Origin of the sequence: Desulfatiglans sp., from assembly GCA_012513605.1 — a bacterium.
Lineage (GTDB): Bacteria > Desulfobacterota > DSM-4660 > Desulfatiglandales > HGW-15 > JAAZBV01.
Genome location: JAAZBV010000017.1, coordinates 75230 through 88988 on the forward strand (window position 1 = coordinate 75230; position 13759 = coordinate 88988).

General features: G+C 43.5%; 11 protein-coding genes. 10 read left to right on the forward strand and 1 reads right to left on the reverse strand.

Features of this window, described 5'->3' with window-relative positions:
* The first annotated feature begins 361 nt into the window (after window positions 1–361).
* Entirely contained in the window at window positions 362–1375 is a 1014-nt protein-coding gene (locus tag GX654_02200; protein NLD35659.1) for an HDOD domain-containing protein, read from the forward strand.
* Between the two features lie 88 nt (window positions 1376–1463).
* Window positions 1464–3107: a response regulator gene (locus GX654_02205; GenBank protein ID NLD35660.1), complete on the forward strand. Its 1644-nt coding sequence runs from the start codon at window positions 1464–1466 to the stop codon at window positions 3105–3107.
* A 5-nt stretch (window positions 3108–3112) separates the two neighbouring features.
* Here GX654_02205 and GX654_02210 read toward each other — a convergent pair whose 3' ends face one another.
* Window positions 3113–4075 (reverse strand): hypothetical protein, encoded by a 963-nt coding sequence (locus GX654_02210; protein ID NLD35661.1) that lies wholly within the window; start codon window positions 4073–4075, stop codon window positions 3113–3115.
* Window positions 4076–4289: 214 nt separating this feature from the next.
* On the opposite strand from GX654_02210, the gene GX654_02215 reads away from it, so the two are divergent.
* The 8 genes from GX654_02215 (at window position 4290) to GX654_02250 (ending at window position 13717) form a co-directional block, all read left to right on the forward strand.
* Window positions 4290–5984, forward strand: coding sequence for a glutamine--tRNA ligase/YqeY domain fusion protein (locus GX654_02215; GenBank protein NLD35662.1), 1695 nt, complete (start codon window positions 4290–4292; stop codon window positions 5982–5984).
* Window positions 5985–6002: 18 nt separating this feature from the next.
* Window positions 6003–6437, forward strand: a complete 435-nt coding sequence (locus GX654_02220) for a VanZ family protein (GenBank protein NLD35663.1) — start codon at window positions 6003–6005, stop codon at window positions 6435–6437.
* A 12-nt stretch (window positions 6438–6449) separates the two neighbouring features.
* Window positions 6450–7772 (forward strand): YihY/virulence factor BrkB family protein, encoded by a 1323-nt coding sequence (locus GX654_02225; protein ID NLD35664.1) that lies wholly within the window; start codon window positions 6450–6452, stop codon window positions 7770–7772.
* 188 nt (window positions 7773–7960) lie between these two features.
* Complete coding sequence (locus tag GX654_02230) at window positions 7961–8920, forward strand: hypothetical protein (GenBank protein ID NLD35665.1); 960 nt, start codon at window positions 7961–7963, stop codon at window positions 8918–8920.
* 69 nt (window positions 8921–8989) lie between these two features.
* Window positions 8990–10741 (forward strand): PAS domain S-box protein, encoded by a 1752-nt coding sequence (locus GX654_02235; GenBank protein NLD35666.1) that lies wholly within the window; start codon window positions 8990–8992, stop codon window positions 10739–10741.
* A 205-nt stretch (window positions 10742–10946) separates the two neighbouring features.
* Window positions 10947–11765 carry an outer membrane beta-barrel protein gene (locus GX654_02240; protein NLD35667.1) on the forward strand — a complete coding sequence of 273 codons (819 nt, stop codon included), beginning with the start codon at window positions 10947–10949 and terminating at the stop codon, window positions 11763–11765.
* Between the two features lie 138 nt (window positions 11766–11903).
* On the forward strand, window positions 11904–13211 hold the full coding sequence (locus GX654_02245) for a hypothetical protein (protein NLD35668.1): 1308 nt from the start codon (window positions 11904–11906) through the stop codon (window positions 13209–13211).
* Between the two features lie 212 nt (window positions 13212–13423).
* Window positions 13424–13717: a hypothetical protein gene (locus GX654_02250; GenBank protein NLD35669.1), complete on the forward strand. Its 294-nt coding sequence runs from the start codon at window positions 13424–13426 to the stop codon at window positions 13715–13717.
* Window positions 13718–13759: the final 42 nt, after the last annotated feature.

The following is a 13759-nucleotide window of genomic DNA, read 5'->3' on the forward strand; positions in this document are numbered from 1 at the left end:
TAGTCAAATATTTTTTAGCTTATAAAAAATAAAATATATAATTAAATCTAAATATTAATAACTTTTTATATATGTTCATATTTATCCAAAAACGGTTTGCGCAGCCACATGGTGAAGAGCTGTCTGGGGTTGGTTGCAAGGTCCAGGGCTCAAGGCGCAAGGAGGAAAATTTACCGCCATTTTTATGACATCAGGCCATTTTATTGGACTTAAAAACAGCCCGGTTTTATTGGGAATCCTGTAATACAGGCATGTTAAAGCCCATTATACCTTTGGCACAATTCCTGCTAAGTATTTGTATGATGTATTGTTTATCAAGACCTTTTTTGATCTAACAGAAAGGGTACAGTCGGAGAAAGATATGAAGGTTGAATGTTCATCATGCAAGGTGCAGTTTAATTTACCTGATGAAAGACTGCCAAAGGGGAAAAAGATTGCCTTTCCCTGTCCGAGATGCAAGGGGATTATTGAACTGGATCTGAGTGCCCCGGATGAATCAGGCTCCGCCGGAACAGATGCCAGTCAGCAGGACTTTCTGAAGGGTGAGGCACTTAAGAAGAAGATATTGCGAAGTGTGAAAGATCTTCCCCCAATGCCCCAGACTGTTATCAAGGCAAGGGAGATCATGGCAGACCCCAACTCTGACTTTAAGTCACTGGCCAGGATATTTGAGACTGACCAGGCAATTGCTACAAAGGTGCTTAAACTTGCCAATTCACCCTATTACGGGCTTGGCGGCAGGGTATCCTCTATCCAGCATGCCTCTGTTGTCCTTGGCCAAAAGACCCTCGGGGAGTTGATTACCATGGGCGGCACCGCAAGTCTTTTATCTAAAAGCCTGGAGGGGTACGGCCTTGATGCAGGGGCCTTATGGAAGCATTCACTTGCAGTTGCCTTTGGCGCCAAGATGCTAGCTGAGCTTAAACAGCCCGCGCTCGCAAATGATGCATTTACCGCAGGCCTGATACATGATGCAGGCAAGCTTATACTGGATAAATATATTGCCGAGCGGTGGCAGCTTATTGAGGCCTTTATGGGGGAAGAGGGGGCTACATTTCTTGATGCGGAAAAATCCATACTTGAACTGGATCACTCAGAGGCAGCCTTTGAGGTATGCGGGGCATGGAACATCCCAAAGGCACTCACGATTGCAATAAGATATCATCACAATCCGACAAAATCACATGATAATATGCTCGCCTATATCATTCATGTTGCAGATGCAATAGCAATGATGACAGGCCTGGGTATTGGCATTGACAGCACCTTTTATGTTATGGATGAAAAGGCCCTTGGATTTGTAGGCATTAACGAAGCTGATATTAACAGGATAATGGCGCAGATTATTGAATCGGTTAAAAAGATATCGGAATAAACCTTAATTGTGTTTTGTTACACACATGGATATGAGCAAATGAGAGATGCACTGCAAATGGCTTTAATCAGGTTACAGGGATATTTTTATGGGTAAGATTAACGAACAGCATCTTCTTGATGAAATCCGATATGATATAGAGCATAAGGATATTATAAAGGCCAGACTTGTTCTTGCTGAGCTTGACAGTGTCGGGCTGGAAACACAGAAAAAGGCTCTATTTGAGGTCAGCCGCGCAGAAGATCAATTATGCATACCCCTGCTTGCCGGTGTTATTGGCAATAATATGGCCATTGTGGATACCTTTCCCCAGATAAAGGAGACAATGGTCTCAAAGATACTGGACAACCCTGATGTGCTTCTGGAGCTACTGTCCGGCAGGGGAGACACTATATCCAGGATGATACTTATTGAGACAGCCGGCGAGATCCAGCTTAATAATGCAGCCGAGATTCTCCTCAATATACTTCAACAGGAGAATGATCCGATTCTAATAAGCGCTGCTGTTACATCCTTAGGCATGCTCGGGGAACCTTTGGCAGTGGAGGCCATAAGCGAGTTTCTTTACTCTAACTCAAGGGATCTTGTTATCTGTTCCGTAAATGCATTGGGGCAGATCGGAAACGGGGCCGCAGTAAACAAGCTTTATGACAGGCTTGGCGGGGAGACCGATCTTGACATGCTTATACTTGATACGATAGCAGGGCTGCAGATCAATGAGGCGTATGAAAGGCTTAATGATATATTGAGCTCGGAGTTTGTCCACCTGAGAACCGCTGCAAAGAAAAAGCTCGTTGAGATAGGCTCCATGAGCGTAAGGTATATGATTAAAAACCTTTCCCAGAAGGATAAGGACATTATAATCCATTCACTTAATGTGCTTGGAGACCTTGGGGACAGTTCAGCCATACCACCGATCAGGAAGCTTCTTTTTTCTCATCCTGATGACCCTAATGTTCGGTTTGCCGCTTACGAGGCGCTGGGCAGGCTTCCGCTTGATAAGGGTGCCTTTACTCTTGCTTCAGGCCTTGAGGACAAGGTGGATAATGTAAGGTCAGCAGCAGCAAGGGCCATAGAACGTAACTACAATACCGTACTCTCGGGCGGTATTAAAAATATGATCAGGTCAGGTGATGTGCATGCGCTCAATATCATAACGACGATAATTGATGCACAGTGTGAAAATATCTTCATAGACCTCATAGAGGACGATGCCTTTAAAAACCCTGCAATACAGTATCTGATAAAAAAGGCACACCCTGATGTAAAGGCCGGTTTCTACAGGCTTCTAAAGGATTCAGGGTATGATGAGCTGGCAGAGAAGATCGCCTCTGAAAAGGAAAAGAGGGCCAAGGGCAAGCTCAAGGTGTTTGCTGTGGATGATTCAAGAATGGTCCTTAATATATACAGATCTGTGCTCCATAACCTGGGGTGCGATTCGCTCCTGTTTGAGTTCCCGGCAAGGGCAATAGAATCAGTGAAAAAGGAAAAACCGGATATCATCCTGACAGACCTTAATATGCCTGATATATCGGGTGTTGAGCTCACTAAAGAGATACGAAAAATCTTCAGCAGGGAGCGTATGCCTATAGTAATGGTTACAACCCAGGATGAAAGCAAGGATTATGAAGAGGCATACAAGGCTGGTATAAATGATATATTGAGAAAGCCCTTCACTGAAACCATGGTCAAAGATATCCTTAAAAAGATGACAGGGTACGTGAAGCAGTAATCTTCTCAACTTACCGGCCTTACCGGGACATACTGGATCTTGAACTGAACAGGGGTAACCTTTTTAAGTCCGATCCTTGTCAGGTAGGTATAGGAACCCTTCAGGTCAAGGGTTATTTTTGATTCTTGCGCCTCATTGTGATATTCAAAATCCTTGAAAACGCGGTGTGTGCGATACCCCCTTACTGCCCTTTTTTTTACCATTTTAGGGTAGATCATGGCAACCTTGATCTCTGTCCCTGGTTTGGGCTCAATAGGCAGGTGTATGCTGAAATTGCCAAATCCTGCCATCTCCTGCATCTTTAAGGTCTTGTATATTGTATGCCACTTTTCTTCGGACATGGGCGTTAAAAAGGCCTCTGATATCCTCACATAATCCTCAAGGTAAAAGATGCCAAAGGGCTTATCCTCTGAAATGCTGCGTATGTAGACATCCGTTTTTTTAAACGATGGCCTTAGTTCCTCGGGGATTATCTCATTCATGAAGTTCCCGTCTATAACAATACCGCTTGGCCTTGCCATATCCATGAGGCGAGATGCCAGGTTTAAAAGATGCCCGGAGTAATCTATGATCTCATCACCAGCGTATAGGCAGCAGGCAGTGCCCCTTGCAATTCCGAATCCTATATTTTCAGGGGTTTTGAAATTGATCATGGGGTCACCTGCGCATATCTCGGGGAACTCTACCAGGCACTGGAGACAGCTGTTTATAACATAATTGGCCCTTTCCTTTAAGTTTGCCTCTGAATAAGGAAAGGTCATTAAAACACCGTCACCCTTTGTCTTGAAAAATCCGGCATCCTTAAAGTAGTCATCTATGAGCCTCATATAAAATCTTTTGATGAACATGCCGATATCGGTGGATTCATGGTGTTTGCTGAAGGAGGAAAAACCGCGCACATCCGCTACAACAGTGATTACGAATTCGGATCTTCCCTGTGCCTCTGCCAGCAGGTCTCTTAAGGCCATCTATGCCCCCCTGGTTGATCTATAGATTAATATCTTTCTGTCATTTTTATTTGAACAGGTCAAACTTTTTCATAATGATTCTTTTTATCGGGCCAGGGTCAAGTTGAGGCTTGATTTAAATCAGCCTATTGTGTCATTATTAGATTTCAATCAGAAATAAAACCTTTTTTGATGGGCGCTGATTAAAATAATAATTTGCAATTAGGAGTAAATCATGTCTGAAGAAATATTAAAGACGCCTACAAATTTTATAAGGGAGGCGATAAAGGAAGATACTGAGAGTAACAGGTTTAATGGACGCGTCCACACACGCTTTCCTCCTGAGCCGAACGGGTTTCTTCATATAGGGCACGCAAAGGGCATATGTATCAGCTACGGCCTGGCAGAGGAATTCGGTGGCAAGTACAACCTAAGGTTTGACGATACCAACCCTGTTAAGGAAGAGGAGAGATATGTTGAGAGCCAGATGACAGACATACACTGGCTTGGTTTTGACTGGGGCGATAACCTCTTTTATGCATCCAATTATTTTGATCAGCTTTACGAATGGGCCGTAAAACTTATTAAAGAGGGCAAGGCATATGTTGATGATCTCTCACCTGAAGAGATACGCAAATACAGGGGTACACTTACTGAGCCCGGTAAAAACAGCCCTTATAGAGACCGCACGGTTGAAGAAAACCTTGATCTTTTTACACGAATGAGAAACGGGGAGTTCAAGGAGGGTGAACGGGTGCTCAGGGCAAAGATAGATATGGCATCAGGCAATATCAATCTCCGTGACCCTGTAATGTACAGGATACTCTATTCAACCCATCACCGCACAGGCGACAAGTGGTGCATATACCCCATGTATGACTGGACACATGGCCAGTCCGATTCAATAGAGGGGATTACCCACTCCATATGCGACCTTAATTACGAAGATCACAGGCCTCTTTATGACTGGTTCCTTGACCAGCTATCGATTTACCACCCGCGTCAGATCGAATATGCCAGGCTTAATCTGACTTATACGGTTCTGAGTAAACGGTGGCTATTACAGCTAGTTAATGAGGGCTATGTAAGCGGGTGGGATGATCCCAGGATGCCAACCCTTTCGGGTTTGAGGCGAAGGGGTTACACAGCGCAGTCCATAAAGAATTTCTGCGAGCGGATAGGTGTGGCCAAGAGGGAGAGCATGATAGATATTGCCCTTCTTGAACACTGCATAAGGGAAGAACTTAATAAAAAGGCCCCCAGGGTGATGGGTGTTTTGCGTCCGTTAAAGGTTATAATTGATAATTATCCTGAAGATAAAACAGAGGAACTTGAGGCGGTCAATAACCCTGAAGATCCATCAATGGGTACAAGGAAGGTACCCTTTTCAAAGGTGCTCTATATTGAAAAAGAGGATTTTATGGAAGAACCTCCGAAAAAATATTTCAGGCTTGCTCCTGGACGGGAGGTAAGGCTGCGTTATGCCTATTTTATAACCTGCACCGGTGTTGTAAAAGACCCTGATACAGGGGAGGTCATTGAACTTCACTGCACCTATGACCCTGCTACAAAGGGAGGGGATGCCCCTGATGGAAGAAAGGTAAAGGCCACAATCCACTGGGTCTCTGCTGCACATGCTATAGAGGCAAGAGTAAGGCTCTATGACCACCTTTTTTCAAAAGAAAACCCAATGGATGTCCCTGAAGGTCATGATTTCAAGGAGTTTCTGAATCCGGCCAGCCTTGAGGAGCTTGCTCCGTGCAGGCTTGAACCCAGTCTTAAGGATGCTGAGGCAGGCGCAGGCTTTCAGTTTGAGAGGCTCGGCTATTTCTGTGTTGATAAGGATTCCACACCTGAAAGGGTACTCTTTAACCGGACAGTCACCCTCAAGGATACCTGGGAAAAGGTTCAGAAGTCACAGAACATATGATCGGATATTGATAATAACATGGGAAATAATAAAAGAGATAGAAGTACAGGTACATATGAGGCTATATCAGAAGAGAGGGTGTTGAGATACAGTAATCTGTGGCGTGCAATAGCATATCTCATTATCATCTCTATTATAGTCCTTTCACTTATCCCGAACCCGGATGAGGTTACCCCCTTTTCCGCATCTGATAAGGTGCTGCATACAATAGCATATGCAGTATGCATGTTTTGGTTCGGGCTCTGTTACGGGCGTGACAAGCTTTATATTATAGGCTTAATCCTTATCGTACTCGGGATTGTGATCGAGATTATACAGGGGCAGACAGGTTACAGGGATATGAGCCTTTATGATATATTCGCCAATATTGCAGGGGTATTAATCGGGTTTTTGCTCTCTTTTTCAAGGCTTTCATGGACGCTTCATTATTTTGAAAAACTGCTTTTTCGATAAGGAGCAATGAATATGGGGTTTGCAGCTGTTATCAGGTTTTTGAAGGAGGATCTCTGGAGTTTACGGCCAAAGGATATCTCTTCCACAAAATTTTTTATTATCAGAACCTTAAAAATCATAGTGCTTGCCTATAAAGGGTTTAATGAGGACAGGTGCAGCTTAAGGGCAAAGGCCCTCACCTTTTATTCCATGATGTCTGTTGTCCCGCTACTTGCCCTTGCATTCGGTATCTCCAAGGGGTTTGGTATGCAGGAGGTGCTTGAAAAAGAGATCATTGAAAAAATGAAGGGGCAGGAGGAGGTTCTTAAATTCATCATAGGGTTTGCAGACAGGATGCTTGAGCAGGTAAAGGGTGGCATTATCGCTGGCATAGGTATTTTGTTTTTGTTGTATACTGTATTCAATCTCTTAAAAAACATAGAGGAATCATTCAATGATATATGGGGGGTGCCCCATTCAAGGTCATTCAGCCGCAGGCTCAGTGATTATCTCTCTGTCCTTTTTATAGCTCCAATCCTCTTTATCGTGAGCAGCAGCACTACAGTATTTATCAAGACTCAGGTAACTCTCATTACTGAAAAGATCACCCTGCTGGGGTCTATAAGCCCCCTGATCTTTTTTTCATTTAAAATAGTGCCCTTTTTTGTAATATGGCTCCTCCTTACATTTCTCTATAGCTATATGCCCAATACAAGGGTGAGGTATAAATCAGGGGTGATTGGCGGGGTTGCAGCAGGTACCATGTATGGATTCTGGCAGGTTATTTATATTTCTATGCAGATAGGGGCTGCAAAGTACGGGGCGATCTATGGCAGTTTTGCTGTTATACCACTCTTCATGATATGGCTCCAGGTAAGCTGGCTTATCGTGCTTTTTGGCGCGGAGATTGCCTTTGCTCACCAGAATGTAGATAAATATGAGATGGAGGCCATATCTGAGAATGTGAGCATTGCATTAAAAATGGTGCTGGCTATACGAATCGCCGGGATGTGTGTCCAGAATTTTGTAAAAGGTGAGAGCCCCTTATCAGGAAAACAGATATCCGATGCACTTGAGCTCCCTGTAAGGCTTACAAACAGGCTGCTGTCCGATCTGGTAGAGTGTAATGTGCTTTCCGAAACAAAGGGTAAGGATGAAAAGCTGACCTATTATCAGCCTGCAAGGGACGTAGGGGGGCTTACAATCCATGATGTAATTGCGGCACTTGAAAGGCTTGGGGATAACAGCATCATCTATGCTGATTCTGATGAGCTGGAAAAGATTAAGGAGTATTACGCTGAGCTTGACAGTATCACCGCAAAGTCCGGAGCAAACATATTGCTTAAGGATATATGATATTTTTCAGGGTGCCCTGCTGTTAGATGGTGTTATGGCGGAAGCAGTCCACAATAAAATACTACTGCATAATCCCGGACAATTATGTTGACACAGAATGCTATCCTTAATAAATTAAGTTATCATTAAGCTAAACCATTTAAAATAATCTTTTTATGTGCAGCCATTATTAATAAGAGATAAAACCAATGTTCAAAAAAATAATTGTACTTTGTCTTTTTATAGTTTTTTGCATCCCTGCCCATTCAAAATCCGATGAAACCTGTGATCGCGCCTGTCTTGAAAAATGGGTGGACAGATACCTTGTTGCCATGCGGGATCAGGATACAAATCCTGATATGTTCGCGCCTGATCTGAAATTTACAGAAGACGGGGTGCGGTTGCCATTTGGAAATGAAGGGCTCTGGTACAGCATGAGCGGTATCGGCAATTATAAATTCTATGTGCCTGATGTGGAGGCTCAGCAGGTGGCTTTCTTGGGTACTGTGCGTGAAAAGGGTGTGCGAGGAGGCGACGAATCTTTATCAGCCATTGCCCTGCGTCTTAAGATAAGCAATAACCGCATCACTGAAATAGAGCAGATCGTGGTCAGGCCGGACAGCGTTAATAGCAGTAATAATGACTTTCCGCCAACAGGCCCGGCTGTTGAGGCAATGGGGGCGCCACACCCGATTTTTAAAGAAACCATACCGGAAGATAAACGCATGAGCAGGAAAGAGCTTATAAAAACCGCAAACTATTATTTTACCGGGCTCGAAAATAACGATGGAAAGGGTTATTACCCATTTACAGATGACTGTGTCCGGTTTGAGAATGGGGTGGATGTACTCTTAAATACAAACAAGGAGACAGGTGAGAAGAGCCGCACTGCCTGTAAAAAGCAGTTTGAAGAGGGGGTAAAGGGTATAGTTACACGCATTCGCGACCGCCGTTTTGTGGCAGTGGACAGGGAAAAGGGTATAGTCTTTGCCTTTGGATTCTTTGATCATGATTTCATCCACTGGACGTGGCAGCTTGCAGAATTGTTCAAGATAGAAAACGGCCAGATCCGCCGCATTGAGGCCATATTCCACAGGGCGCCATACGGAATGAATTCGGGCTGGAGCACCTTTGAGAAGGGCATTTCAAGTGAGATACAGGATAATTAAACTTCATTTATTCAAGATTGGTATTACTGTGTTGATTTGAAAAACTGAGAACTCTAATTTGGAGATACCATGACAGAAAAACCAACCTGTGAAGAATTGGAAAAGAGGGTCAGGGATTTAGAAGAGGAAGTTTTAAGGTGCAGACAAACGATTGAGGCCCTGACCGAGAAAGAGGCCAGGCTCAGCAAAATGGCCAACCAGGTCCCTGAGATGTTATTCCAGTTTGTGGCACACAGTGATGGTTCATTTTCAGTCCCCTACTTTAATGATCAGTTATACCAATATACCGGTTATAAACCTGAAGAGCTCATGAAAAGCCCGGCTATTATGGGTAAGAGTATCCATTCGGACGACATCGAACTTGTAAGATCAAAAATTGAGGAGTCCCTGAAAACCCTGAATGAATTGTCATTGGATTGGAGGCTTATAGGCCCTGATAACGGGGTAAGATGGATTCAGTCAAAAGCAATACCTCAATTGATGGAAAATGGGGATGTACACTGGGACGGGATATCAGTTGATATCACCGAGCGAAAACTGGCAGAGGAGGCGGTTCGGGAGAGCCAGCGCAAGTACCATGCATTATTTGATAAGATGCTTGATGGATGTTCACTTCATGAGATTATTTGTGATGAAAATGGCAAGCCTGTCAATTATCGTTTTATTGATGTAAACCCTGCCTTTAATAAATTAACAGGGTACAGGGACAAAGATATCATTGGTAAAACAGTACTGGAACTAATCCCAAACACAGACCCCTTTTTGATCGAGACCTTTGGCAAGGTTGCCCTGACAGGGGAGCCTGTCTCTTTCGAATATTATGCCAAAGATACAGGTCAACACCATGTGATTTCAGCTTATCAGCCGGAAGAAAGGCAATTTGCCACTATATTTCAGGATGTCACTGAACGAAAAAAGGTGCAGGAGGAGCTTGAACAGTCTCAGGAATATTTAAAAGCCATCATGAAAAATACAAGTGACTATATAGTTATCAGGGATAAGGATGGCTTTCCGGCGCTGTTTAATTCATCCGCTGAAAGGATAGCAAAAAAAGCACTTGGGATAGATTTAAATGCGACCATGAAACCTCATAAATTTTTAGCAGATAAAAAAGAGGTTGCCCTGTTGGATAACCTTCATAAAAGGGCATTAAATGGTGAAGAATTTAAAATAGAATATTCATATCCTATTACCGACGATGATCTCAGACATTTTGAAATCACTTATAATCCTATACTGCAGGATGGCAAAGTCAACGGATTTATACAGGTTGCAAGGGACATAACCGAACGCAGAAAAATGGAAGAGATACTTAAAAAATCACATGACGAATTAGAAAAGCGTGTAAAAGAGCGGACTAAAGAGCTGCGAAAATCCAATGAGGCCCTTCAGGAAAAAACCCTTGATCTGCAGGAGGTAAACACAGCGCTCAAGGTGCTCCTTGAAAGAAGGGATAAGGATAAAGAGGATATTGGGCAGAATGTTATTCTCAATGTTAAGGAGTTGATGGTTCCCTATATCACTAAGCTTAAAAAAGGGACCCTTACCGAACGTCAGCAAAGTTATCTGGAACTTTTAGAGACCGGCCTGCAGCAGATTATTTCTCCTTTTTCTCAGAGACTTTCCTCGAGATATTTGAGTATCACCCCTGGAGAAATGCAGGTGGCCAATCTTCTAAAGGAAGGGAAAACCTCCAAGGAGATAGCTGAAATCCTTAACTCAACAGAGAGGGCGGTTGTTGCGCACCGGTCGAATCTCAGAAAAAAACTGGGCCTTAAGAAAAAAAATAATCTTAGGACCTACCTGTTATCGCTTCAGTAATCCCTATATTTTAAGTACAGTTTTTTACTGTAAATAATCTGTAAAAAAATTGATGTGTACAGATGCGGTTTTCTGCATTAAAATAGCAGTAAATTCTGGCGCCTGATACAGCGATATATGTAATGGAGGCCGGTCGAGTTCTTCGGATGGGGTTTTTAAAGTGATTTGGTAAAATCAAACCTGTTTGAAAAGGAGGAATATCAAAATGACATACAAGACAAAAGAATCAGAAAATAAAAGTAATATCGTGTTCCACAGCATTTTTCGTGTTTCTATTTTTGTATTTTCATTTCTATTTCTCTATCCCCTGTTACCAGGGTCATTGGATTTAAGAGCACAGGAGGGTACCGATCAAACTAAAGCTGATTTTCTTTTCCAGAAACCAAGGGCCTTTTTTGGATTGCGGCTGGGCGCATTTTTCCCTGGTACGGATAGCGGTGTTTTTGATATGATTACAAAGGAGCTTACACTTGAAAAGGGTGATTTTGATACCTGGGATTTTGGTGTTGACCTGGGTTTCAGTATTCATGAAAGGTTCGATCTGGTTTTTAGCCTTGATATATCAGAGCAGACAAAAAGTTCTGAATTCAGAGACTATGTTGATGATCATGGGTTTCCTATTACTCAGAGCACAAAATTTTCTCAAACACCCATAACAGCAGGCATCAGGTATTTACTTGTCCCCAGGGGACGCCAGATTGGACAGTATACCTGGATTCCATCCCGTATTGTTCCATACTTAAGTGCCGGAGCAGGCATCCTGAATTATAAATTTGAGCAGGCCGGTGATTTTATTGATTACTCAACAATGGAGATATTTCCTGCTGTCCTGAAATCTTCCGATAATGTGTGGGTCATGTACCTGGGCTGCGGTGTGGATTACAATATCTATAAGTCTCTCTACTTGACACTGGATTTCAGGTATTCATGGGCGGATGACACAATGAGTGGAGATTTTACAGGATTTGATCCTATTGACCTGGACGGGATTCGTTTTACAACCGGCATTCAGTGGCATTTTTAATGGAGGTATATTATGTACTCGATAAAAAACCATTTAATAAAAGGGTGCCAAACAGAAAATTCCATACAATGGAAAAATCCTGCAAGGTCAATTGTGAATACCATCTTATACTGCCTGTTTTTGTTTGGAGTTGTTCTAATGCTATTGATATCTGCACCGGTTGCGATCAGTGCATCAGAACAGCTTGATCCTGCAGGCTACGAAAAACTCGATACACGGCTTTTGCCCTGGATCGGGTCATGGGGTCTGCTTTCCAGCGGGGCCAGCACAGACCAGAACGAACTGGTACAGGAATTTTTATTGACTATAGGCCCTGGTGACAGTGAAAACTCCCTGACCATGAAAGGGTACAGGGATGGAAAGCTCTCAGCAGAGGAAAAAATAATAGTTGATGGGCTTCGTCATCAAATTACAGAGGACCAATGTACGGGCTGGTATCAGTACTCATGGTCTGAAAACGGAAGACGTCTGCTGTTTAACAGTGAATCGAACTGCCAGAATGACCCGACCCGCAAGATATCAGGGATGTCAATTTTTGATGAAAAGGGACAGTGGCTGGACATCCAGTTGTTGCATAATGGAGAGGATTTAGTTACCAATACAAGAAAATACCGCAATGTTGACAGCGATTCTGTAATCCCGGGTGCAAATGCGCTGAACCGCATCAGCTCTGCCAGGAGCGCTGCAGGAAAAAGCTTTTCTATCGAAGAGATTATCGAACTCAGCCGCAAGGTTGAATCCGAGGTGCTGGAGGCTGCGCTGTTAGAGACCGGTAAACCCTTTCCCATCAATTCAAAAAAAATTGCAGAGTTGGCAGATCTAAAGGTACCATCACGGGTGATTGATATTATGGTGGCCCTTTCATTCCCAGATAAATTCAATTTGCAGGGTAAGGCAATGTCACAGGCTCAGGGAACAGAGGTTAAACCATATTATTATTTCCCCGGACCCTATAATTACTGCACCCATAACTACAGGTACTTTCCCTGGCATTGGGCTCCATATGACTGTTACCCTTATGGGTATTCATACCTGGGCTGGTATTCCGGCTATGGATGGTACTATCCGCTTTGGACATGGCCCCCCTATTACTATGACGGCGGGGGTGGTGGCGGCGGAGGTGGAGGGGTAGAACATGGAAGGTTAATAAACGGGCAGGGATATACCAGGGGCAATTTAGGGTCAACACCCCGCTATGCCGTTCCTAGAAATGCGCCAACAGGGCAAAACTATCAGCCGATCACTGTGAATCCCTCATCCGGCTCCTCAGGCAGCTATGCCGTTCCTAAAAATGCACCAGTAAGGCAAAACTATCAGCCGAGTCCTGCATATCGCTCATCCGCGCCTTCAAACGTCTCAAGCAGCTCTTCAAGCAGTTCGCGAATTGAGACTTACAGTCCAGGCCCAAGTGCTTCTCCGAGCGGGTACAGCAGGGGTAACAGGTAAAGAAGATAGTTGATTTTCTAATCACAACAGGATGTTCATGCGGAGGGCGCATGAACATCCACGATTCTTGTGAAAACCATTCTTCCAGAATAGTTAGGCCAACCACAGAGGTTTTTGTTAAATAGGAGTAATGAAAAAAGATATAAGTTAATATTCTGCCACAAACGTAACAACCCTTAAGAAATAAACTTTATGAAAGGAGAAAAAAGATTATGAAGAGATTATATTTGCTGGTGATGGTGTGTATGTTTCTGATGGTATTTATTGTAGGCAACGCTGGGGCCAAGGAGGCACAAAAACCGAAGGAAACATCTAAAGAAAGCATCATAAATAAACCAAAAAAGGCAAAGCCTGTTGAAATGCCGCAAGCAGCCAGCAAACGCGATCAGGTTTCAGCTACCGGTTATCACGATAAAGAGGTGGGAGAGGAAACACAAGAGATGCCTAACCCGCTGGACAATACTTCGCCACAAATCACCGATCCTCTAAAGGATCCGGTTCGGTAATGGGTACTTAAAAGGGTGTTAGTAAACTTGTTTATTAGTCGA

Coding starts and splice junctions, on each gene's coding strand:
- GX654_02200 (NLD35659.1), top strand. CDS start 362: ATGAAGGTTGAATGTTCATCATGCAAGGTGCAGTTTAATTTACCTGAT.
- GX654_02205 (NLD35660.1), top strand. CDS start 1,464: ATGGGTAAGATTAACGAACAGCATCTTCTTGATGAAATCCGATATGAT.
- GX654_02210 (NLD35661.1), bottom strand. CDS start 4,075: ATGGCCTTAAGAGACCTGCTGGCAGAGGCACAGGGAAGATCCGAATTC.
- GX654_02215 (NLD35662.1), top strand. CDS start 4,290: ATGTCTGAAGAAATATTAAAGACGCCTACAAATTTTATAAGGGAGGCG.
- GX654_02220 (NLD35663.1), top strand. CDS start 6,003: ATGGGAAATAATAAAAGAGATAGAAGTACAGGTACATATGAGGCTATA.
- GX654_02225 (NLD35664.1), top strand. CDS start 6,450: ATGGGGTTTGCAGCTGTTATCAGGTTTTTGAAGGAGGATCTCTGGAGT.
- GX654_02230 (NLD35665.1), top strand. CDS start 7,961: ATGTTCAAAAAAATAATTGTACTTTGTCTTTTTATAGTTTTTTGCATC.
- GX654_02235 (NLD35666.1), top strand. CDS start 8,990: ATGACAGAAAAACCAACCTGTGAAGAATTGGAAAAGAGGGTCAGGGAT.
- GX654_02240 (NLD35667.1), top strand. CDS start 10,947: ATGACATACAAGACAAAAGAATCAGAAAATAAAAGTAATATCGTGTTC.
- GX654_02245 (NLD35668.1), top strand. CDS start 11,904: ATGCTATTGATATCTGCACCGGTTGCGATCAGTGCATCAGAACAGCTT.
- GX654_02250 (NLD35669.1), top strand. CDS start 13,424: ATGAAGAGATTATATTTGCTGGTGATGGTGTGTATGTTTCTGATGGTA.